This window comes from Nocardia sp. GTS18 (assembly GCF_013839555.1).
In the GTDB taxonomy this organism is placed as follows: Bacteria; Actinomycetota; Actinomycetes; order Mycobacteriales; family Mycobacteriaceae; genus Nocardia; species Nocardia rosealba.
Genome location: NZ_JACBIU010000001.1, coordinates 344,707 through 366,382, shown reverse-complemented (window position 1 = coordinate 366,382; position 21,676 = coordinate 344,707). Strand labels below are relative to the sequence as shown.

Below are 21,676 nucleotides of genomic sequence, written 5' to 3'. Positions count from 1 at the left end.
GGCCTTCCACCACACCACCATTCGCAGGAGAACACTCATGGGTCACATCGAGCAGACCGCCACCCTCAACGCCCCCGCCGAGAAGCTGATGGGCGTGATCACCGACCCGTCCACCTGGGGCGACTGGTTCACCATCCACGAGCGCTGGATGGTCGAACCGCCGGCCACCCTGACCGAAGGCGCGGCGCTGACCGCCAAGATCTTCATGCTCGGCATGGCCAACAAGATGGAATGGGTCGTCGGCGAGGTCGCCCCGACCAAGCTGGTCATGACGGGCACCGGGATGGCCGGGGTGAAGGCCACCTTCTCCTTCGACCTGACCCCCGACGGCGACCAGACCGAGGTCCAGGTCGCAGGGGAATTCGAGGGCTCGCTGATCAAGGGCGCGCTCGGCAAGGCGGTCGAGAAGGACGGCACCAAGCAGCTGCAGACCTCGCTGGACAAGCTTGCCGCCCTCGCCGCCGGGGCCTGATCATGGGTGACGTCTTCGAGTTCGACCGCGACGGTCTGAACCTGTGGTCGGACGAAGAACGGTTCGAGGTCACCAGGGAGCGGTTGGCCGAGTACGCGGCCGCGACCAACGACCCGATCCCCGCGCATCGCCGCGGCGACGTGGGCTCGCCGGTGTTCGCCATCGTCCCGGCCTTCGACGCGCTGATGGCGCCGGCCGTCGACGTGGTGCCGATGGACATCTTCGGCCGGATCACCCACGGCGAGCAGGACTTCCACTTCCACCGCCCGATCAAGCCCGGTGACAAGCTGGTCTCGCGGGGCCGCGTGATCGGCTGGGAGACCAAGTCCACCGGTTCGCTGGTCTACATCCATCTCACCTGTGCCGACGAGGTGACCGGTGAGCTCGTCAACGAGCAGTACCTGTCCGGCTTCTTCCGCGGCGTGGACGCCGGCGACAGAGTCGGCGAGGCGATCCCGGTGATCGAGCCGTGTACCGAGCTCAAACAGTCCCCGCCGCAGGCGAAGATCGCCCACCACGTGGACCACGACCAGACGTTCCGGTACGCGCCCGCCTCGGGTGACCCGGTGCCGCTGCACCTGGACGAGGAAGTCGCCAAGGACGCCGGTCTGCCCGGCATCATCGCGCACGGTCTGTGCACGATGGCGATGGCCGGGTGGGGTGTCCTCGCCGAAGTCGCCGATTCCGACGTTTCGCGGGTGCAGCGCTTGGCCGTGCGTTTCTCCAAGTTCGTCTTCCCTGGTGACGACCTCGAGACGCGGATCTGGAATGCGGGCACCGACAACGGTGTCACCACGTACGCGTTCGAGACGGTGCGAGGGACCGATGTGGTGCTGAGCAACGGCATCGCCGAAATCGCGGGAACGAAGGAGTAGGACATGGGTGCCTTGGAAGGACGCATCGCCGTCATCACCGGCGCCGGTCGCGGTATCGGACGTGAGCACGCGCTGCTGTTCGCCCGCGAAGGTGCCGCAGTCGTTGTCAACGACCTGGGCGGCAGCAACAGCGGTGACGGCGTCGACGTCGGCCCGGCACAGGAAGTGGCGAACGAGATCGTCGCCGCCGGTGGCCGGGCAGTAGCCAACACCGACGACATCGCCACCTGGGCGGGCGCTGAAGCGCTGGTCGCGCAAGCGATCTCGGAATTCGGTGGCCTCGACGTGGTCGTCAACAACGCCGGCATCCTGCGCGACGGCTTCATCCCCAGCCTCTCGGAGTCGGACTGGGACGCCGTGGTCGCGGTGCATCTCAAAGGCCATTTCGCGGTCATCCACCACGCCTCGGCGTACTGGAAGGCAGAGTCGAAGGCGGGCCGTCGACCCAACGCCGCCATCATCAACACCGCCTCGGCGTCCGGGGTGACTGTGCCCAACGCGGGCCAAGCGAATTACGGTGCCGCCAAGGCCGGTATCGCCGCGCTGACCCAGGTCGCGGCCGACGAGCTCGAACGCTACGGCGTGCGGGCCAATGCGATCGCCCCGATCGCCCGCACCCGCCTGACCCTGGCCACCCCGGGAATGGGCGCGCTGATGGCGGCCGAGGCGGCCGACGCCGAAGCCGAGGGAAGCTTCGACGCTTTCAGCCCGGCCAACATCTCACCGCTGGTCGCCTACCTCGCAGGCGAGAAATGCCCGATCACCGGCAAGGTGTTCGCGGTACAGGGCGGTGCGATCAGCGAACTCGCCGGCTGGCACGACGTCAAGACCATCGAGACCGACGAGGCGTGGTCGATCGACGACATCGCCGCCCGATTGCCCTGAACCACGAATCCTGGAGTGAACAACGATGTTCGAATGGTCCGAGACCGACGAGATGATCCGCGAATCCGTGCGCGCGTTCATCGACAAGGAAGTTCTTCCCCACATCGACGAACTCGAACACGGCGAGCTGCCGCCCTACGACATCATGCGCACCCTGTTCAGCCAGTTCGGGCTCGATGTGATGGCCGGTGAGGCTGTCGACAAGATGCTGGCCAAGGAACAGGCCAGGGCCGACCGAATCGCGGCGGGTGAGCCCGCGCCGGAGAAGCCGGACAAGAAGTCCGCATCGAATCCGCTTGCGGCTCAGGGCAGTATGGCTGCGGTTCTCGTCAGCGAACTGACCGGAGTGACCCTGGGTAGCGTCGCGGCGGTTGGTGTCAGCCTGGGTCTCGGTGCGGCGACCATCGCCGCACGCGGCACGCTCGCGCAGAAACAGCGGTGGCTCAAAGACATCGTCACTCTGAAAAAGGTGGCGGCGTGGGCGATCACCGAGCCCGACTCCGGTTCCGACGCGTTCGGCGGCATGAAGACCTACGTTCGTCGCGATGGTGAGGACTACATCCTCAACGGGCAGAAGACCTTCATCACCAACGGCCCGTTCGCCGACACCGTGGTCGTCTACGCCAAGCTCGACGAAGGCGACGGCGGCGACAAACGCGACCGCAAGGTGCTCACCTTCGTGCTCGACAAGGGCATGGAGGGGTTCACTCAGGGCAAACCGTTCAAGAAGATGGGCATGCATTCCTCGCCGACCGGTGAGTTGTTCTTCGACAATGTACGGCTGAGCAAGGACCGATTGCTGGGTGAGACCGAGGATCACCAGGGCGGTGACGGCCGGGAGAGCGCGCGGGCCAGTTTCATCGTCGAACGGGTCGGCTGCGCCATCTTGTCGATGGGCATCATCAACGAATGCCATCGGCTGTGCATCGAATACGCCAAATCGCGCAAGCTGTGGGGGCAGGAGATCGGCCGTTTCCAGCTGGTCCAGTTGAAGCTGGCCGAAATGGAGATCGCGCGTCTGAACGTCGAGAACATGGTGTTCCGGGCGTTGGAGAGCTCGGCGGCGGGCAAGATGCCGACGCTGGCACAGGCCTCGGCGATGAAGCTGTACTCCACCAGGGCCGCCACCGATGTCGCGATGGAAGCGGTGCAGTTGTTCGGCGGCAACGGATATATGGCCGAGTACCGGGTCGAGCAGCTGGCCCGCGACGCGAAGTCGCTGATGATCTACGCGGGCAGCAACGAGATCCAGGTGACCCACGTCGCCAAGGGTTTGCTCGCGCAGTGATCGGTGCGCTCGCCGACCGCCCGCACCGGGCGGTCGGCGAGTCGGCCGTGGGTCAGCTGGAACCGCTCGGCAGCCCCGCCGAGCCGCTGCCCAGCTGGGGGTCACCGGTGACCTCGACGACGAGGGTCTTGGTGGAGGAGCCCTGGGTGGCCACGATCGTGTACGTGCCCTTGGCAGGCGGGCGCCAGGTGCCGCGGACCGCGCTGCGCTGCCGGTCCGGGTAGTCCAGGCGCTCGGGCGAAGTGAGCTCGCTGCCGTTGATCGTGACGGTGGCGGGCAGTGCGTAGTCGGCGCCGAACATCCGGGCCATGACCGTGCAGTTGGCACCCACAAAATCGCAGGCGACGGGCACTTCGCTGTTGCCCCAAGCGTAGATGGTGATGTCCTCCACCTCCGCCGAGGCCGCGGGAGCCAGGGTGGCCGGGAGGATCAGTGCGCCCGCCGCGAGGGCGGTCAGTCCTGCGATTCGCATGGGTTCGGTGGTCCTTCGCATCGGTGTAGTCGGTCCCGGTGTTCGATCGGGACCGCGTGAAGCGGAAGAGTTCCACAATTCTCACAGGGCCGGTACCCCGAAAACCCACGGCTTGACCCTGGCTCGCGCTGATCGCCGGATCCGATGCCTCGCGCCGGCCGAGCTCCTCTTGCGAATCGTGTGTGACGGGACTTTACGGTGTCCGCTCGGTCCGCTCGCGGCGCGGCACGCCGCGTGCCCGTACTCTGTTGAGTGCCTGCGTGTTTGGCGGCCAAAGCCCGTAGAATGGAGCCCGATGGACCACTCGGACCGTTTCCCTCGTCCTGTTCCAGTGACGGTCCCGAAGCTACTGGTCGGTTTAGGGGCGGTACTGGTTGTCGCCGCGGCGATCGCCTCCTTCACCTTCACCTCGACCCTCGCCGGGGTGGCGGGGGTTCCGGAGCACCTGACGTGGTTGTGGCCGCTTGTCGTCGGTCTGACGGTCGCGCTGGTCGCCTGCACGTTCATCACGCTGGTCGGCATCCGTGACGAGAAGGCCACCTCCCTTGTCCGGTTCTACGAGTTGCTGCTCCTCGTCACCGTGCTGGCCAGCATCTGCGGCAATGTCCTGTCCATCTCGCGCGATCCGATCCGGATGGGGACCCTCGCGACCGCGATCGTGGTCTCGGTTCCCCCGATCTGTCTGATAGTCTGCGTCGGAAACTGCCTGCTGCTCACGGCGGTTGTTCCCGTGCGCATCGTGGCCGCCATCCCGCAGGACGACTGGCGGCTCAGGGTCCTCGGCATACCGAGTACACCGGCGCCGTCCAAGGATCAGGAGGCCGCCCAGCAGGAAAGCGCCTCCTGGTGGGATCAGCACCGCAACGAGGCACGGACTCCGCCCGCGACCCCGAAAACCCGCACCTAGGCAGAGCGACCGCGGTGCGCTGCTCGGCTGAGTAGGGTCGGCGCAAAGTGACCAGGACCGGAAGGTGGCCAGTAGTGGGGATCGATCAGCGAGCCGTAGTGCGGATGAATGCGCTGGAAATCGCGGAGTTTCTCGACAGCACGAGGGTGCTCACACTGGCCACCCTCGACCGGTCGGGAAAACCACACCTCACCGCCATGTGGTTCGGTCACATCGACGGTGTCGTCTACTTCGAGACCAAGTCGAAATCGCAGAAGGCGGTGAACCTGCGCCGCGACCCGACCATCGCCTGCATGGCCGAAGCGGGCGACACCTACGACCAGTTGCGTGGCGTGTCGATCGAGGGCACCGCCCACCTGATCGAGGACACGCAGGACGAGGAGTACTGGCGCGCCGCCATCGACATCTACGAACGCTACGTCGGCCCGTACAGCCCCGAGGTCCATCCGTTCGTCGAGCAGATGATGAACAAGCGCATCGTGATCCGGGTCGACCAGACCAGGGTCAGGTCCTGGGACCACCGCAAGCTCGGCCTGCCCGCGATGCCGCTGTCGGGTCGTACCGCCGAGGCCTGAGCCCATGTAGTTGCAGTTTCTGAAAAGTTGCAGTTTGTGCTAACTTGGCGGCATGTCTTCCGAGTCGGCCAAGCAGCCCTCGATCGGTCTGCGTGAACAGAAGAAGCAGCGGACCCTGATCGAACTGTGCGTTGCCGCACGGCGATTGGCGGTCGAGCACGGGCTGGACGCGACCAATGTCGACGACATCGCCAAGGCGGTCGGCGTCTCGCCGCGCACTTTCTTCAACTACTACGACACCAAACTCGACGCGGTGGTCGGCCCGGTCGGCGACATCGGCACGCCCGAAGCGCGGCAGGAGTTCGTCGCGGGCGGTCCGACCGGGGTGCTGATCGAGGACCTCACCTGGTTGCACGCCGCCGGTTTCCAGCCGGAAAACGAAGTGCGCGAAGGTATCTCGTTGGTCACCGAGCTGATCACCGCCGAGCCGAGAGTGCTTGCCGCCTTCATCGCCTCGGGTGCCCGTTTGGAAGCCGCCACCGCCGAACTCCTCTCGGCGCGGCTCGGTGCCGAGGTCGACCCCGAATTCGCCTCGCTCACCGCGGGAATCATGACGACCATCACCACGCGGGCGGCGATGTCGCTGGCCGCGGACCCGAACGGGTCGCTCGCCGCAGCGCTGCACGAGCACTGCGCCATGGCCGCCCGGCTGTTCGACCGGCCGGACGATACGACAAGGGAGACGCACCGATGACCACGACGGCCGACTCGCCGCCGCCGCCGATCGTCCTGACGCAGAAGCGGATCTGGCTGATCTTCTCCGCGCTGATCGCGGGTATGTTCCTGGCCAGCCTCGACCAGATGATCGTCGGCACCGCCATGCCGACCATCGTCGGCGAACTCGGTGGGGTCTCCCACATGGCATGGACCGCCACCTCGTATCTACTCGCCACCACCATCGTGATGCCGATCTACGGAAAACTCGGCGACATGTTCGGCAGGCGCTGGTTGTTCCTGTTCGCGATCACCGTCTTCACCGCGGCCTCCGTCGGCGCCGCCGCGTCGACGGGATTCTGGGAGTTCATCGCCTTCCGCGGCCTGCAGGGCGTCGGCGGCGGTGGCCTGATGATCCTGGCGCAGGCCATCATCGCCGATGTGGTGCCTGCCAAGGACCGCGGCAAGTACATGGCGCCGATGGGCGCTGTCTTCGGAATCACCTCGGTCGCCGGGCCGCTGCTCGGCGGTCTGTTCGCCGACCATCTCGACTGGCGCTGGTGCTTCTGGATCAATGTGCCGATCGGGATCGCGGCGCTGTTCATCGCCTTCCGCTACCTGAGCATCCCCAGCCACCGCCCCAAGTTCCGGCCCGACTACCTGGGCATCGTGCTCATGTCGGCCGCGACCACCCTGCTGATCCTGATCACCGACTGGGGCGGCAAGCAGTACGAGTGGGGTTCGACGGTGATGCTGTCGATGATCGCGGCGTTCGTCGTCGTGGTCGCGGCGTTCGTGTTCGTCGAGTCGCGCGCCGAGGAGCCGATGCTGCCGCTGTGGCTGTTCCGCAATCGCACTTTCGTGCTCACCTCGGTGATCGGATTCCTGGTCGGCCTGGTGATGTTCGCGGCGATCGGTTTCATCCCGACCTACCTGCAGATGGCCAGCGGTACTTCCGCCTCGGTGTCGGGTCTGCTGCTGATCCCGATGATGATCGGCATGATGCTCACGCTCATCACCTCGATGAACGTGATCACCAAGACCGGTCGCTACCGGGTGTATCCGCCGATCGGCGCCGCACTCATCGCCGTCGACATGCTGTGGTTGACCCGGCTGGACGCGAACACCTCGATGTGGGTGGTCTCGGCCATGCTGTTCGTGATGGGCGCGGGCCTCGGCCTGATCATGCAGATCATCGTGCTCGTGGTGCAGAACGCGGTGGCCCCCGACCAGATCGGCACGGCGACCAGTGCCAACAACTACTTCCGTGAGATGGGTGGCGCGCTCGGTATCGCGATCTTCGGTTCCATCTTCACCGGCAGGCTGACCGAGAATCTGACCGGCGCGTTCCAGGCGAACTGGCAGGAAGCGGCGGCGGCGAACATCGACCCGAGCGCGCTGATCCCGTCGGTGGTCAAGAATCTGCCGGACAAGCTGCACGACGCCATCGTCGGCGCCTACGTCGACGCGCTGGTTCCCGGCTTCTGGTACCTGATTCCCGGTGCGATCCTCGCGTTCGCGCTCGCGTTGTTCATCCCGCACCTGACGCTGTCCGACGAGGCGGGCATGGTCGCGCGCGGTGAGGCCGTGATGGCCGAGGAAGAGCCGGAGCTGGTCAAGGAGGGCTGAGCGTCCGGGCCGCGTTTCAGTCGTCGATGTGCAGTTCGGCGCCGAGGGCGGTGAAGGCGGTGGGAGTCATGCCGAACATGGCCCGGAACGTGTCGCTGAAATGCGAGGGGGAGGCGAAGCCCGCATCGGTGGCGGCTCGGGTCAGGTCGTGACCCTCGGTGAGGGCTTTCGCCACTCGCAGCATTCGCGCCCATTGGACATAGCGGCGGAAACTGGTGCCGGTCTGCTCGGCGAAGGTGCGCAGGAAGTACGAGGTGGAAAGTCCTGCGGCCAGGGCCTTTTCGGCCGCACGTTGCTGCTGGGTCGGGTCGGCGCGGATCTGCGCGGCCACGGCGGCGATGCGTGGATCGCCGATCGTCGGGACCGGCACGCTGGCCAGATCGAGTACTCGGTCGATATCGGGGTCGGGGGAGTTGCCCAGGTCGATCAGGGCGGCCTCGTTGCGCTGATCGGCGCTGAAACCGCCGACGTCGCGCGACATCCCGCCGAGACAGCGGGTCATCCGGGACGAGGTCGGGTCGAAGAAGCAGAACAGTCTTCGTCCGTCCGTGTCGAGAATGTGGTGGGTGACCCGGGCGCGGAACAGGAAGCTGCGGGCGGTGACATCGGGAACACCCGCCGCGCGGACCCGGAACGGCCCGTCCAAACCGACACCGAGACTCGCCACGGCGGTGGAATGCGGCCCCAGCGCCATACCGGGTCCGATATAGACCGCGTGTCCGAGACGTAGCCACAGCCGTGCCGGCGCGGTGGCGGTCGCTGGATCGGTAGCGCACGTTTCTGGAAGTGCGGGCAACGCCATGCACGCGACCATACATCCACCGATCGTGACCACCGTGCGAGATGTGGAGCAGAGATGACGACAACCTACGAACTGAACGAGGTCGGCGTCGACGGCGCGCGCCTGGCCTATGTCGATGTGGGAGAAGGTGATCCGCTGGTCCTGCTGCACGGCTGGCCGGAGAGTCACGCCGCATGGCGCCATCAGATCGGGCCCCTGTCCCAGTCGCGCCGGGTGATCGCCCCAGACTGGCAAGGCTGGGGCGCTTCGGCTCGTGACCTCCGGTTGAGCTGCGACTACAACACCGAGGTCGACCGGATCGTGCGGCTGTTCGACGCACTGGGCCTGGACCGCGTCGATCTGGCCTGTCACGACTACGGCGGTTTTCTCGGACTCGGGTTCGTGCAGCGATACCCCGACCGGGTCCAGCGCTTCGCGATCCTCAATTCCCGGGCTCATCGCACCTTCACCACGCCGTACTACCAACTGTTCGGGCTGTTTTCCGCCGCAGCGCGACGCCCGCTGTTGCGTCCGCTTCTCACCGCGCGAACGATCGGGCTCGTCCACCGCCTGGGGTTGGCACAGTTCGTCCGCAACGGCTCATTCGACACCCAGCGCCTGGCCGACTACCTCGATTTCCTGAACACCCGCGAAGGACGCCGGTGGTACGCCCATTTCTGGGCGGGCTACAGCGTCCGACTGCGCCCGGAACTCGCGGCCGGACTCGGCGCCATCGACTGCCCCACCTCGGTGATCTGGGGCGACAAGGACCCGGCGATCCCGTTCCGCTACGCCGAAGACCTCGCCGCACACATCCCGAACGCGAGTCTCGTCCGGATCGACGGCGGGCATTTCATCATGGAACAGCGCCCTACCGAAGTCACCGAGGCATTGCAGGCTTGGTTGCGCCGCCCCATCGAGGGCCACGGGGGAGCGGGCGAGCGCGCAACTCCCGTCACCTAGAGGATGGGTGCCGGGGTGGATCGGCGCCGGGCGGGCAGCCGCAGGACTCACCGCGGTGGAGGGTGACCGGCATCGGCACCCACATCGCCGGGTCCGGATCGGCCGGATCGAGAACATCGCCGATCGCGCGGGCGGCGATGACATCGATCGGCTGCATCACCGAGGTGAGGGTGATCTGCCCGAACTGGTGGGCCACGCCACCGTCGAAGCCGACAATGCGAAGGTCGGCGGGAACACGTAGGCCTGCATCGGTGACAGCACGCGTCGCGGCCGCTGCCTGGCCGTTCGTGCCGACGACCAGAGCCTGCGGTCGGTGCCCCGCCCGCAGGTGTGCACCGACTGCCAGATAGGCCCCCTCGGGGGTGAGATCGGTGCGGATCACGGTGCCCCCCTCGATGATCGAGGCGAAGCCCTCGTACCGCTCGGCGACGGTTTCCCGGTCGCCGTATTCCACGTCGGTGGCGGTGAATCCGCCGACGAAGACGATGTCGCGACAACCGTGGACCTCGGTGAGATGTGTGGTCGCGAGCCTGCCCGCGGCGACATGATCGGCGCGGACCAGGGGCGTCGGGGTGTCGACGGTTCCTCTGCGGTTGTGCACCCACGCGACGGGCACGCGAGCGCGGCGGCAGACTTTGCCGATCTCGGGAGTGTTGACCGCGCCGACCACGATCAGGCCGTCGATGCCGACATCGGTGAACGCCGCCGTGAACTCCAGTTCCCGGTCGGGGTCGTAGCCGGTGTTGCCGATCATCGTCAGGTGATCGCGAGCGCGCGCCTCGATCTCGAGCCGCCCGGCAAGCGCGGCATACAGCGGCAAGGTGAGGTCGGGGACGAGCAGGCCGAGTTGGCGCCACTTGCGTGGCCGTCGTAGCGCCCTGGCGTTGCGGTCGGGACGGTAGCGCAGTTCGTCGGCGGCGGCGAGAACCTTGGCGCGCAACGCATCCGACACCGGGCGTGGCCCGTCATTGAGCACGTAGCTCACCGCGGCGGTCGAGACGCCCGCGAGAGTCGCGACGTCGGCGAGGGTGGGCCGTTTGGTCGTCACATTCGCTCCAGTATCGCGGTCCGCGTCCGAGTTCGTCCCGGTTTCACTCATCCCGATTTCTACCCTGTCCAGCGCCGTATTTCTTCCTACGCTAATCGATTAGACACGTTACCGGCGCGACCCTCCGCCGCAACAAACGACAGGTGAAGTAGACGATATGTCCTACGTACGACTCAGCGGAGTCACCCATCACGAACCCGGCAACGCCCACGACAGCTACATCCTGTTCACCGGGGCCGACTCGATCACCCGCCTCATCGATCTCGCGGGCACCGTCGTGCGGGAGTGGCCGTTCGCCGGTGTTCCGCCCAGGATCATCGACCCGGCGCTCAACGCGGGCCGGGTCGGTGACATCGGCGTCCAGCTCAGCGAGAGCGGTGACGCCCGTGGCGGCATCTACGCCAACGGCACGGTCGGGCAACTCACGTGGACCGGTGAGACCGTGTGGGAATGGGGCAGGCAGGCGCCCGGCGGCGCGGCACGCCAGAACCACGATTGGGAACTGCTACCCAACGGCAACCGCCTGCTCCTGGTGACCGTGCCACGGGTGGTCCCCGACCTCGGTGCGATGACGGTAGGCGACCAGGGGCTTGTCGAAGTCGACCCCGAGGGCGCCATCGTCTGGCAGTGGCTCGCCGGTGACCACCTGCACGAGTTCGGTTTCAGCGAAGCCGGCTGGGAAGCCTTGCGCGCCACCGCGGCCCGTGATCCCGAAGACCCGTGGGGCTATCTCGAGATGAACAGTGCGAAATCGCTCGGCCCCAACGCCTGGCACGCCGAGGACCCCGACACGGTGTTCCAGCCCGACAACATTCTCGTCAGCTTCCGTAAGGCCAATATCGTCGCGTTGATCGACAAGGCCTCCGGCGCGATCGCCTGGCAGCTCGGCCCGTACTTCGATGCTGTGCCGGGCGACCAGCATCAGCGCATCAACGTCCACAAGGTGCCGCGCCCGCTCGATCAGATCTCGGGCCAGCACAACCCGCACATGATCGCGCCGGGCCTGCCCGGCGCGGGCAACATCCTGGTCTTCGACAACCAGGGTGGTGCGGGTTATCCGCCCGCTCCGCTCGGCATCTACGCCGGATCCCGGGTACTCGAGATCGATCCGGTGACCGAGCAGATCGTCTGGCAGTACACCGCCGAGGACTCCCAGCGCCCGTCGTGGACGTTCTTCAGCTCCTTCGTGAGCAATGCCCAGCGACTACCCAACGGCAACACCCTCGTCACCGAGGGCATGCGCGGCCGGATCTTCCAGGTGACCTCGGACGGTGCGGTGGTCTGGGAGTACCACAGTCCCTACGAGGGCTACGGCGTCGCCGGTGAGCCCGAGGTCCGCGAACCCCGCGTCCCCGGGGTCGACCGGCTCACCCTGACCCCGCTGGTCTACCGGGCGCAGTCGGTTCCCTTCGACTGGGTGCCCGAACGTGCGTCGGCTCACAGCTGAAGGAAGGACGACGAGATGACGATCAGCGTGGGAACCACGACAGCATCGGGTCCGCCCGCGCCCTCCGGATCCCGGCCACGACGCGACCCCGAACCAGCCACGCCGGTGTGGATCGCGCGTTCGAAGGCCCTGGTTTGGACAGTCGCGGGACTGGGACTGGCAGCAGTGGCCTGGACCCTGGTCGCGGCGAGCGGGCGGTTCCCCGCGGAGCTGTTCCCCGCGCTGCCCGAGATCTGGCGAGCCGGGTACGGCCTGTGGCTCGACGGCGTGCTGGCCGAGGACATCGTCGCCAGTTCCCGCCGTGCCGCAACAGGATTCGTCCTGGGTGCGCTCACGGGCATCGCCGCCGCCGTGCTGACGGCGAACACCGCGACCGGGCGCCGACTGCTCCAGCCGGTGCTGCGGCTACTCGCTCCCGTCCCGACCATCGGCCTCGTTCCGCTGGCCATCCTGTGGTTCGGGCTCGGTGAGGACAGCAAAGCGCTGGTCATCGCGCTCGGTGTCTTCGTGCCGGTCTGGATCAACAGCCACACCGGCCTGTCGAGTACGCCACACGACTACCTGCAGGCCGCCCGCTGCCTCGGCGCGAGCCGACGCCAGACCCTGCTCGGGATCGTGCTGCCCGAGGCGGCTCCCGACATCGTCTCCGGGCTGCGTGTCGGTGCGGCGATGTCGTTCGTACTCATCGTCGTCGCCGAAATGACCGGCACCACCGCCGGAATCGGCTACCGGATCTATCAGTCGCAGATGTTCTCCCAAGCCGACCGGGTGATCGCCTGCCTGATCGTGCTCGGCATCATCGGCGCCGCCTGCGATCTGGCGATCGCCTCGGCCACGGTGCCGCTGACCAAGTGGTCGGAAAAGGAGCACTGACATGGCGATTCACATCCAGGACCTGGTCGTGCACTATCCCGGGCAACCGGCACCGACACTCGGCGGGATCACCATGTCGATCCCCGACGGCTCGTTCACCGTGCTGGTCGGCGCCTCCGGCAGCGGCAAGTCGACACTGCTGCACTGCCTGGCCGGTCTCATCACCCCCACCTCGGGGCAGGTGACCGACGACGACGTTCCCGTGCTCGCCCCGGATCCGCGCCGTGGCATGGCCTTTCAGCGCGACGTGCTCTTTCCGTGGATGTCGGTGGCCGACAACGTCGAGTTCGCCCTGCGCGCCCGCGGTGTCCGAGCGCGCGAACGACCCCGGCGGATCGCCGAACTCCTCGAGGTGGTCGAGCTACCCGAGGGCACCGGCACGCGCCGACCCAGCGAACTGTCCGGCGGTATGCGGCAGCGGGTGAGCATCGCCCGGATGCTCGCCGGTGAGCCCACGGTGATGCTGATGGACGAACCGTTCGCGGCACTCGACGCGCTGACCCGGCTGCGAATGCAGGACCTGCTCATCGACCTGTGGACCAGATACCACCGCACCGTCGTCTTCGTCACCCACGACATCGACGAAGCGATCCGGCTGTCCGACACCGTCGGTGTGCTGCGCGACGGTCTCATCGTCGACCGGATCGCCAACCCACTGACCCGGCCGCGTCCCTCCGACGCGCTGGCCGAGCAACCCGGTTACAGCCGGCTCCGCAAGCTCTTGCACCACGAGCTCGGCATCGACCACGCCATCGCCTGACCCTCCCTTTCGAGCTAGGACATACCACCGTGAAGATCTCCCCTCGCCGCGTCGTCGCCGCGGCGCTCACCGTGCTCGCCATCGCGACCGTCACCGCCTGCGCGGACGCGGACAGCGACGATCCGACCAAGCTGACCGTCGGATTCGTCGTCGACCCGTCCTGGGCGCAGATACCCGTCGCCGATCGGGTCGGGCTGTTCGACAAGCACAATGTGACAGTCGAAGTAGTCAACTTCCCGTCCGGAGTGGAAGCGCTGCAGGCGGTCGCGGCCGGGCAAGTCGACATCGCCACCGCCGCCGACGTGCCGACTTCCGCCGTGCTCACCCGCTCGCCGTCGCTGCGGATCGTCGGCGACGGTTCACGCTGGGAAGGCTCACGCATCATCGCCCGCCGCAGCGCGGGCATCGACGACGTGGCGGATCTGGCGGGCAAGTCCATCGGAACACCGTTGGGCACCAGTGCCGCGTACTTCGCCGCGAATACGTTGTCGCACAACAACATCACCGCCAACCTCGTGCAGGTCGCGCCGTCGGCGACGGTCACCGCAGCCAGCGGGCACGATGTGGACGCGGTGTCGATCTTCCAGCCGTATCAGGCCCAGGTGGTGGCCGCCCTCGGCGCCGACGCGGTCGAGCTGACCGGTGGTAGCTATCACCAGCACAGCCTCTATCTGGCGACTCAGGACGCCGTCGCCCGCAAGGCCGAGGCTCTGACCGCGTTCTTCGCGGCGCTGTCGGAGGCGGGCGAGCAACTGAAAGCGCTCGCCGAGCCCGCCGTCGAGGCGGTCTCCGCCGCCACCCAGCTGCGACCCGACCTGCTGCGCGGTGTGCTCCCGCAATTCGACTTCACTCTGCAACTGCCGCCGGCCCTGCCGGGCAAGCTCACGGAGCTGGGGCAGTGGGCCGAGAGTCAAGGCAAGATCCCGGCGGGCACCCCGCTGCCGAATTACGCGACCGTCATCGACAACCGCTTCCTTCCTGTTGCCTGAGCGAGCGATCGCCTAGCTTCCGTACTTTCAGGTACGGAAAACTATGCGTCATAGTATGGTCGACCTGATCGCAGTCAGCGGATGGATGCTCACGTCAGGAGGCCTGCGGTGGCCGAATCCGTCGAAGGTCAGGTCGACTACCTTCACGCCGGGGCAACGGTGAAGTGCCCCAGCGCGTTTCGCTACTGGGAGGCGCGCGGCACCCCGCTCGTGCGGCGCGTCGAACGCGTCTTCACGGCCGTGACCAGGCAACGGCTGTTCCCGACAGACGAGCAGGCGATCGCCCTGTGCGAAGACCTGTTCACCGGTGACCCGGTGGCCGAGCGGTTCGTCGCGGAGGTGATGCACGGCGAGATCGGACCGAAAGCCGGGCGCAGGATGCTGGAGCAGGCCCTGCGCGAGGGCATCGAGGCGGTCCCGGAGGCACCGGAATCGATGCGCGAACTGTTCGCCGAATTCGAGACGGTGCCCGATTGGGTGGTGCCCGAACTCGTCGAGCAGGGCGCCGCGATCTGGCGGCGCTGGGGCACCATGCTGTTCAGTTTCGCCGGGGCCGAGACCCTCGAGATGTACACCGAGGCAGCGGTCGCCACGCCACTGTCGCTGGCCGGTGGGTACGCGGGTGACAGCGCGCTGCGCCGGTTCCTCGAGACCTGCCGATTCTGGATGGACGTCTCCGAGCGCGGCGCGCTGCTCACCGCCGGTTCGGCGGGCCGGGCCACCGCGCTGAAGGTACGGGTCATGCACGTGTCGGTGCGCGCGAAGGTCGCCGGCCATCCCGAATGGGACATCGAACGGTGGGGGCTGCCGATCAGCCAGACCTACCAGATGCTCACCCTGCTGGCGGGCAGCGTGACACCCGGCCTCGGCCTGTGGGCGCTGGGCTACCAGACGACACCGTCGGAAATCCGTGCGCTGCTGCACTTCCAGAAGTACATGGGCCACCTGCTCGGTGTCCGGCTGCGCTGGTATCCCGACACGGTTCTCGACGCGCTGCGCGTGCTGGCGATGACCATCGCGTCACGGTCCTACGACGCCGGACAGCACGGGACCGAACTGATCGAGTCGTATCCGGCGGCGTTCGCGCCCCGCGACGGTCACCGCGGCCTGACCCGCCTGCGCGAGATGTACAACTTCCGGATCAACTCGGTCTACGCCGCGATGTACATGGCCCCCGGTACGCGCCGGCACTACACCATGCCACCGGCATTCCCATGGATCCTCGTCCCGATCCTGCGCTTCCCGCTGATCACCGTGACGGAACTCGTGCGCCGGTTCTGCCCGCCGTTCGCGCGGGCACACGAGAAACTCATGCTCGCCCATCGCGAGAACTGGTACCGGGCCCAGATGCGGGGGCGCGAAGCGGCCTTCGACGCAGGCGGAGCCCTGCGCCGATGAACGGACGGAAAGCGACCACGACTGCCACCGACATCGTCGAAGTATGGAACGGGCCCGGCCGCGGCGACGGCGAGCTGACGCCGATCGAGCCGCGCCACAACGGTTTTCATCCCGCGTCGAGCAGGCTCGCCTTCGAACACTGGTATTTCGACGCGCACCTCGACACCGGCCACGTGGTGATCGGCTTCCTGATCAAACGTCGTCCCGAGGACCTGCCGCTGTCACGACCCTGGGTGGAGTTGATCATCTACGCGCCCGACGGCACGCGCCGCCAGGTGTCACGGCGGTATCCGCACTCGGCGGCCTCGTTCTCGCCGGACGCCTGCGATGTGCGTATCGGTGCCAACACCGCCCGCACCGAACCGCACGCCGACGGTCTGCCCACCCACCATCTGCGGATGGCCGAGGACGGCTTGGTCTTCGACCTGCGGTTCCACAACGAGGTCCCCGGCTGGATGCCCGGCAAGGGCGAAACCCGTTTCGGCGGTAAGGATTCCTTCGGCTGGATGGTCGCCGCGCCCCGCGCGCGAGTGACCGGGACCATCGAGCTCGACGGCGTGCGGCACGAGGTAACCGGACGTGGCTACCACGACCACAACTGGGGCGTCGGTGACATGAAGAAGACCATCGAGCGCTGGCACTGGGGCCGGTTGTACGTGGAGGACTACTCGCTGCTGTTTGCCTCGGTGCTCACCCAGCAGCGCAAGGGCGGCCACGAGATCAACCCGTTGATGCTGGCCCACCACGCCGACATCGTGCTGTCCACCGGCGAGACAGTCCTCACCGAGGGCCCCGCCCGCTTCGACGCCACCGCGGGCCGCACCTACCCCGAATGGGTCGAACTGCGGGTGCCGGGGCGACTCGAACTGCGCCTGGACGTCACCCGGGTCATCCACGCCCACGATCTGCTCGACGATCTGCCGGTCGTGCGCTCACGCCTGGTCAAGCCGCTCGTACATCGGCTCGTCGGGCATCCGGGCTACTTCCGGTTCGAGTCCACCTTCGAACTGAGCGTGCACACCGGCGACGGCACCGCCCATCGTGCCGGAACGACGCTGCACGAACTGGTCGCGCTGACCTGAGCGCCGACCAGGAAAACCGGCTCAGCACCGTGGCCCGGCGCTGGTGATGAACCGGAAGAACTCGCGCCGCTGATCCGCCGTGGGAACCGGCAGGTTCTGATTGCCGTGCACGAAACCGATGCCCGCGAAGCACATCAGCCCGGCCCGCATCTCCGACTGTTCGGGCGAGAACCCCAGCTCGATCAGGGCTTTGGACAGGGTGTGGAAGATCCGCTGATCCAGCGCCTTCACCGCCTCGGCCACCTTGGCGTTGGTGCGTGCCCAGTCGCGGACCGCGAGCTCGACCTGCCAGACCCGCTCCTCGGTGAGCAACGCGCCCATGCGTTCCAGGCGTTGCTCGACGGGCAGTTCGTCGAGGTCGTGAAAGCCACGGGCGGCGTCGTTGTGATCGGCGCACCAGAACTGCGCTGTGGTCTCGAGCAGCTGGTCGATTCCGTCGAAGTGCCAGTAGAAGCTGCCTTTGGTGACCCCGAGTTCCTCGCAGACCTTGGCGATGGTGACGGCGCCGACGCCGTCGCGCAGCAGCACCCGCAGGGCCGCGCTAGTCCAGTCCTCGACACCGAGCCTGCGGGCCGCTCCCCGGGCCGCCGCTTTGCGTTTGGACACCGGCGCCGGCGGTCGGGAATTCCCGGGCTCGTCGGTCATGGCCGTCTCCTCTCGGCATCGCGGGCGGTCGACCGTTCGGTCTGCGGTCACCGAACAGTGTTTCACGGGGCCGCTCGAATTACGCTGACGGTGCGCGGAAGCATTGCACCTGCTCACGAGACTGGCGATAGTTCAGGGCAGCTCATCGAGTAGGAGACCGCCATGCCCGCCACCGAGCCATCCCGTTCCGGCGCACAGACCGTCGATCGCGCGGTGCGTGTGCTCGAGTGCTTCCGGGGCGGTGATCCGGAATTGTCGGTGAGTGAACTGGCGCAGCGCTGCGGCTTGCCGGTCAGTACGACATTCCGGCTGGCGCAGGCACTGGTGCGCGGCAAACTGCTCGAACAGGACCCGTCGAGCGACCGATATCGGATCGGGCACGGGCTCGCCTGCCTGGCCCGGCCTGCCCTGGCGCGGCTCGGGCTCGACGCCGCCGCGCCGCACCTGTACGCGCTCGCCGCCGGCATCAAGATCACGGTGTCCCTCAGCGTGCCCGATGCCGGTGAGGCACTGACCGTCTTCCAGGCGCGGCCACCGGTGTCGTTCTGCCCCAACCAGATCCCGCAGGAACGCAGGCCGCTCTACGACAGTGCCGTCGGCCACGCACTGCTCGCCCACACCCCGGCCGGCAGCGGCCGCGGTGAGCTGATGGACTCCGTGCGCAAGCGAGGTTTCGCGGTCGAGGAGATCGACAGCGACGATCCGATCCGCGCGGTCGCGGTCCCGGTGCTCGGGCCCGGCAAACAGGTGTGGGGCGCGCTCGGGGTGCAGGCGCGCGCGGTGCGCCTCGATCGCGACCTCGTGCGGGCCGTCGTGCCCGCCATGCACCGGATCGCGGTGCGTATCGGTCCGTACTTCCACACCGCGGCCGCAGGCACGGAATTCGGCGCACGCTGATTTCCACTATGCGAAATAGGTATTGGCCGGCCGTATATTCCAGGGCATCATGAAATGCGTTGTGGCGAATTCTTCGCCACACCTTCGATGAAAGTCCCGACATGATCGTATTTCCCGCGCTCGTCCGCCGTCGCACGGTGGATTTGATGCGCCTCGCACCCGGATTCTGTCGCAGTTGACCGCGCGGCGGCCCGCGTTGCCGCCGATCCGCTCTGTTCATCTCCGATTGTCCACCGTCGAAAGAATCCGAATCATGCTGTCCACTGTCTTCCGACGACGTTCGCTGCGCGCGTTCGCCGCCGCGCTCGTCGCTCCCGCCGCGTTCACGGTGGTCACCGCGTGCGGCACCGCCGAGGCCCCGACCACCGCCGACGGCAAGACCGTGCTGCGCTATCAGGGCCAGACCGGTCTGGTCACCCCCTACGAACTCGCCGACGAACTCGGCTATTTCAGCAAGATCAGTTTGCGGTGGGAGGGTGATACCACGAGCGGCCCGGCCAATATCCAGGCCGCCGCTACGAAACAGATCGAATTCGGTAGCGCGTTCAACGGTGCGGTGGTCAAACTCGCCGCCGGTGGCGCACCGGTGCGATCGGTGCTGAGTTCCTACGGCTCCGACGACAAGTCGTTCACCGGATACTTCGTCCGCGAAGATTCTGGAATCACCACAGCCCGCGACCTCATCGGCAAGAAGGTCGGTGTGAACACGCTCGGCGCGCACCACGAATTCGTCACCAGGGAGTGGCTGCACCAGCAGGGATTGACCGAGGCCGAGATCAAGCAGGTGCAGTTGATCGTCGTGCCGCCGGTCAATACCGAGGAGGCGTTGCGCAGCGGACAGATCGACGTCGGCGCGCTCAACAGTGTGTGGCGCGAGACCGCCGTCGGGCGTGGAGGGGTGCGCCCGCTGTTCACCGACACCGCCATCTTCGGTGAATTCGACTACGGCACCTACGTTTTCCGCACCGACTTCATCGCCCAGAACGGCGAGGCCGTCGCGGACTTCGTACAGGGCACCGCCCGGGCGACCCGGTGGTTGCAGGTGACACCGCGCGAGGAGGCGATCGCGAAATTCACCGAGATCATCACCGAACGCGGCCGCAACGAGAACCTGAAGCTGCTCGACTACTGGCGCAGCGCGGGTATTCCCGTGCCGGGTGCGGTGATCGCGGAGAAGGAGATCCAGATCTGGATCGACTGGCTCGTGCGCAACGGTGAACTGCCCGCGGGCAAGATCGCCGCGAAAGATCTCTACACCAACGAGTACAACCCCTACGCCAACGGCACCTACCAGCCCGCCAGTGGTCCCACCGGAGAGGTGGTGGCCGCGAAATGAGCAGCACCACAGCGAAACTCGCGCTGCACGGCGTCGGCAAACAGTTCGCCGTGCGGGGCGCGACGGAGAAGTTCACCGCGATCGACGACATCACGATCGAGGTCGGCGCCGGCGAGTTCCTGGTCCTGGTCGGGCCGAGCGGTTCGGGCAAATCCACGCTGCTCGACCTGCTCGGCGGCCTGAGCTCGCCGAGCTCGGGGCAGATTCTGCTCGACGGTTCGCCCGTCACCGGACCCGGCCTCGACCGAGGGGTGGTGTTCCAGCAGTACGCGCTGCTGCCGTGGCGCACCGCCCGCGCCAACATCGGTTTCGGCCTGGAAGCCAAGGGAATCGCCCGCAAGGAACGCAAACAGATCGCCGATCACTACCTGGAACTCGTGGGCCTCGCCGGCTTCGGCGACCGCTACCCGCACGAATTGTCCGGCGGCATGAAGCAGCGGGTGGCGATCGCGCGCAGCCTGGCCTTCGACCCGGAGGTGCTGTTGATGGACGAGCCGTTCGCCGCCCTCGACGCCCAGACCAGGGAATCGCTGCAGGACGAACTGCTGCGCATCTGGCGCACGACCGGCAAGACCATCCTGTTCATCACCCACGGCATCGATGAGGCGGTCTACCTGGGTCAGCGCGTCGCGGTGCTCACCTCCCGACCGGGCCGGGTCAAGGCTGTGATCGACATCGACATCGATCGCACCGGCGATATCGACGTCCGCTCCAGCGAACAGTTCCGTGAGTACCGCCACCGCATCTGGACCGAACTGCGCAGCGAGGTGAGCCGGGCGCAGCAGCTCGAGCTCGCCATCGATCCCGCCGCGCCCACCGACAGGAGTCCTGCCCATGTCTAGCGCCCTCCCACTGCTCGTCCGTCCGAGGGGCGCCACCGTTCGCATCGGGCCCGTCCCCGAGGGCGTGGTCCGCGCCGGCCGCACGGCCGTGACGACCCTGGCCCGCATCACCAAGCCGTTGCTCGCCTTCGCGCTGCTCCTCGGCGCGTGGGAATTCGCACCGCGACTCGGCCTGGTCGACGAGGTGTTCCTGCCCCCGTTCTCCGTCGTGGTGCAGGCCTTCGCCGAGCTCACCGCCAACGGCCAACTGAGTGAGCATGTTTCGGCCAGCCTCACGCGGTCGGTCACCGGATTCTCCATCGCCCTGGTTATCGCGGTGCCGGTGGGAATCGCCATCGCCTGGTACAAACCGGTGTCGGATTTTCTCAACCCGGTCCTCGAGCTGTTCCGCAATACCGCCGCCCTGGCACTGCTGCCGGTGTTCGTGCTGATCCTGGGGATCGGTGAGACGTCGAAGATCGCGCTGATCGGCTACGCCACGTTCTTCCCGATCCTGCTCAACACCATCACCGGTGTGCGTACTGTCGACCCGCTGCTGGTGAAATCGGCGGTGTCGCTGGGCTTCTCACCACTGCGGTTGTTCCAGAAAGTGATCCTGCCCGCTGCCGTCCCGTCCATCTTCACCGGCATCAGAATGGCGGCGGCCGGCTCGATCCTCGTGCTCATCGCAGCCGAGATGGTCGGTGCGCGGGCCGGTCTGGGCTACCTCATCACCGCCGCACAGCAGAACTTCCAGATCCCGCAGATGTACGCGGGGATCGTGGCGATCTCGCTGATCGGCCTCGGTTTCAATTTCGCTCTCGTCGCACTGGAACGGCGCCTGTCCCGCTGGCGCACCGCCCCGACCGACGCTTGATC

At 67.0% G+C, this 21,676-nt stretch carries 23 protein-coding genes; 19 read left to right on the top strand and 4 right to left on the bottom strand.

The features are described 5' to 3' along the window. The first annotated feature begins 37 nt into the window (after positions 1 to 37). Genes HYG95_RS01785 through HYG95_RS01770 form a run of 4 tightly spaced genes read left to right on the top strand, consistent with a single transcriptional unit; the run spans position 38 to position 3,520 of the window. Positions 38 to 472, top strand: a complete 435-nt coding sequence (locus HYG95_RS01785; protein ID WP_181696251.1) for an SRPBCC family protein — start codon at positions 38 to 40, stop codon at positions 470 to 472. Positions 473 to 474: 2 nt separating this feature from the next. Continuing rightward, positions 475 to 1,347, top strand: coding sequence for a MaoC/PaaZ C-terminal domain-containing protein (locus tag HYG95_RS01780; protein ID WP_181696250.1), 873 nt, complete (start codon positions 475 to 477; stop codon positions 1,345 to 1,347). Positions 1,348 to 1,350: 3 nt separating this feature from the next. Beyond that, positions 1,351 to 2,232 carry an SDR family oxidoreductase gene (locus tag HYG95_RS01775; RefSeq protein WP_181696249.1) on the top strand — a complete coding sequence of 294 codons (882 nt, stop codon included), beginning with the start codon at positions 1,351 to 1,353 and terminating at the stop codon, positions 2,230 to 2,232. Positions 2,233 to 2,257: 25 nt separating this feature from the next. After that, positions 2,258 to 3,520 (top strand): acyl-CoA dehydrogenase family protein, encoded by a 1,263-nt coding sequence (locus HYG95_RS01770; RefSeq protein WP_181696248.1) that lies wholly within the window; start codon positions 2,258 to 2,260, stop codon positions 3,518 to 3,520. Positions 3,521 to 3,572: 52 nt separating this feature from the next. Here the strand turns inward: HYG95_RS01770 and HYG95_RS01765 are convergent, their stop codons facing one another. Then, positions 3,573 to 3,992: a hypothetical protein gene (locus HYG95_RS01765; protein ID WP_181696247.1), complete on the bottom strand. Its 420-nt coding sequence runs from the start codon at positions 3,990 to 3,992 to the stop codon at positions 3,573 to 3,575. A gap of 331 nt (positions 3,993 to 4,323) precedes the next feature. Here HYG95_RS01765 and HYG95_RS01760 point away from each other — a divergent pair, with 331 nt between their 5' ends. The 4 genes from HYG95_RS01760 (at position 4,324) to HYG95_RS01745 (ending at position 7,757) form a co-directional block, all read left to right on the top strand. Next, complete coding sequence (locus HYG95_RS01760) at positions 4,324 to 4,899, top strand: DUF2637 domain-containing protein (RefSeq protein ID WP_181696246.1); 576 nt, start codon at positions 4,324 to 4,326, stop codon at positions 4,897 to 4,899. A gap of 74 nt (positions 4,900 to 4,973) precedes the next feature. Next, positions 4,974 to 5,474 carry a pyridoxamine 5'-phosphate oxidase family protein gene (locus tag HYG95_RS01755; RefSeq protein ID WP_067487578.1) on the top strand — a complete coding sequence of 167 codons (501 nt, stop codon included), beginning with the start codon at positions 4,974 to 4,976 and terminating at the stop codon, positions 5,472 to 5,474. A 52-nt stretch (positions 5,475 to 5,526) separates the two neighbouring features. Then, positions 5,527 to 6,168, top strand: a complete 642-nt coding sequence (locus HYG95_RS01750) for a TetR/AcrR family transcriptional regulator (RefSeq protein ID WP_181696245.1) — start codon at positions 5,527 to 5,529, stop codon at positions 6,166 to 6,168. After that, complete coding sequence (locus tag HYG95_RS01745; RefSeq protein ID WP_181696244.1) at positions 6,165 to 7,757, top strand: MDR family MFS transporter; 1,593 nt, start codon at positions 6,165 to 6,167, stop codon at positions 7,755 to 7,757. Before HYG95_RS01750 ends, HYG95_RS01745 begins: the two co-directional genes overlap by 4 nt. 16 nt (positions 7,758 to 7,773) lie before the next feature. Here the strand turns inward: HYG95_RS01745 and HYG95_RS01740 are convergent, their stop codons facing one another. Beyond that, positions 7,774 to 8,559, bottom strand: coding sequence for an AraC family transcriptional regulator (locus HYG95_RS01740; protein ID WP_181696243.1), 786 nt, complete (start codon positions 8,557 to 8,559; stop codon positions 7,774 to 7,776). A 54-nt stretch (positions 8,560 to 8,613) separates the two neighbouring features. Here HYG95_RS01740 and HYG95_RS01735 point away from each other — a divergent pair, with 54 nt between their 5' ends. Further along, positions 8,614 to 9,501, top strand: coding sequence for an alpha/beta fold hydrolase (locus HYG95_RS01735; RefSeq protein ID WP_181696242.1), 888 nt, complete (start codon positions 8,614 to 8,616; stop codon positions 9,499 to 9,501). On the opposite strand, the gene HYG95_RS01730 is transcribed toward HYG95_RS01735, so the two are convergent. Beyond that, the gene (locus HYG95_RS01730) at positions 9,494 to 10,549 is read right to left on the bottom strand and encodes a LacI family DNA-binding transcriptional regulator (protein ID WP_370465645.1); all 1,056 of its coding nucleotides are present in this window, start codon (positions 10,547 to 10,549) and stop codon (positions 9,494 to 9,496) included. The genes HYG95_RS01735 and HYG95_RS01730 overlap by 8 nt on opposite strands. Before the next feature lie 157 nt (positions 10,550 to 10,706). Here HYG95_RS01730 and HYG95_RS01725 point away from each other — a divergent pair, with 157 nt between their 5' ends. The 6 genes from HYG95_RS01725 to HYG95_RS01700 all read left to right on the top strand — a co-directional run bounded on the left by HYG95_RS01725 (position 10,707) and on the right by HYG95_RS01700 (position 17,098). Continuing rightward, on the top strand, positions 10,707 to 11,996 hold the full coding sequence (locus tag HYG95_RS01725; protein ID WP_181696240.1) for an aryl-sulfate sulfotransferase: 1,290 nt from the start codon (positions 10,707 to 10,709) through the stop codon (positions 11,994 to 11,996). Between the two features lie 15 nt (positions 11,997 to 12,011). Further along, entirely contained in the window at positions 12,012 to 12,869 is an 858-nt protein-coding gene (locus HYG95_RS01720; RefSeq protein ID WP_181696239.1) for an ABC transporter permease, read from the top strand. Between the two features lies 1 nt (position 12,870). Beyond that, positions 12,871 to 13,629, top strand: coding sequence for an ABC transporter ATP-binding protein (locus HYG95_RS01715; RefSeq protein ID WP_181696238.1), 759 nt, complete (start codon positions 12,871 to 12,873; stop codon positions 13,627 to 13,629). 29 nt (positions 13,630 to 13,658) lie between these two features. Next, positions 13,659 to 14,618, top strand: a complete 960-nt coding sequence (locus tag HYG95_RS01710; RefSeq protein ID WP_181696237.1) for an ABC transporter substrate-binding protein — start codon at positions 13,659 to 13,661, stop codon at positions 14,616 to 14,618. A 159-nt stretch (positions 14,619 to 14,777) separates the two neighbouring features. Beyond that, positions 14,778 to 16,016: an oxygenase MpaB family protein gene (locus tag HYG95_RS01705; protein WP_181696473.1), complete on the top strand. Its 1,239-nt coding sequence runs from the start codon at positions 14,778 to 14,780 to the stop codon at positions 16,014 to 16,016. After that, positions 16,013 to 17,098, top strand: coding sequence for a lipocalin-like domain-containing protein (locus HYG95_RS01700; RefSeq protein ID WP_181696236.1), 1,086 nt, complete (start codon positions 16,013 to 16,015; stop codon positions 17,096 to 17,098). The genes HYG95_RS01705 and HYG95_RS01700 overlap by 4 nt, the downstream gene beginning before the upstream one ends. Before the next feature lie 21 nt (positions 17,099 to 17,119). Here the strand turns inward: HYG95_RS01700 and HYG95_RS01695 are convergent, their stop codons facing one another. After that, positions 17,120 to 17,743 carry a TetR/AcrR family transcriptional regulator gene (locus HYG95_RS01695; RefSeq protein ID WP_181696235.1) on the bottom strand — a complete coding sequence of 208 codons (624 nt, stop codon included), beginning with the start codon at positions 17,741 to 17,743 and terminating at the stop codon, positions 17,120 to 17,122. A 162-nt stretch (positions 17,744 to 17,905) separates the two neighbouring features. Here HYG95_RS01695 and HYG95_RS01690 point away from each other — a divergent pair, with 162 nt between their 5' ends. The 4 genes from HYG95_RS01690 (at position 17,906) to HYG95_RS01675 (ending at position 21,674) form a co-directional block, all read left to right on the top strand. Then, positions 17,906 to 18,640, top strand: coding sequence for an IclR family transcriptional regulator (locus HYG95_RS01690; RefSeq protein ID WP_181696234.1), 735 nt, complete (start codon positions 17,906 to 17,908; stop codon positions 18,638 to 18,640). Positions 18,641 to 18,893: 253 nt separating this feature from the next. Next, a complete protein-coding gene (locus tag HYG95_RS01685; RefSeq protein ID WP_181696233.1) occupies positions 18,894 to 19,976 on the top strand; it encodes an ABC transporter substrate-binding protein in 1,083 nt (360 codons plus the stop codon). Further along, the gene (locus HYG95_RS01680; RefSeq protein WP_181696232.1) at positions 19,973 to 20,818 is read left to right on the top strand and encodes an ABC transporter ATP-binding protein; all 846 of its coding nucleotides are present in this window, start codon (positions 19,973 to 19,975) and stop codon (positions 20,816 to 20,818) included. Before HYG95_RS01685 ends, HYG95_RS01680 begins: the two co-directional genes overlap by 4 nt. Further along, complete coding sequence (locus tag HYG95_RS01675) at positions 20,811 to 21,674, top strand: ABC transporter permease (RefSeq protein WP_181696231.1); 864 nt, start codon at positions 20,811 to 20,813, stop codon at positions 21,672 to 21,674. Before HYG95_RS01680 ends, HYG95_RS01675 begins: the two co-directional genes overlap by 8 nt. The last annotated feature ends 2 nt before the right edge of the window (positions 21,675 to 21,676 follow it).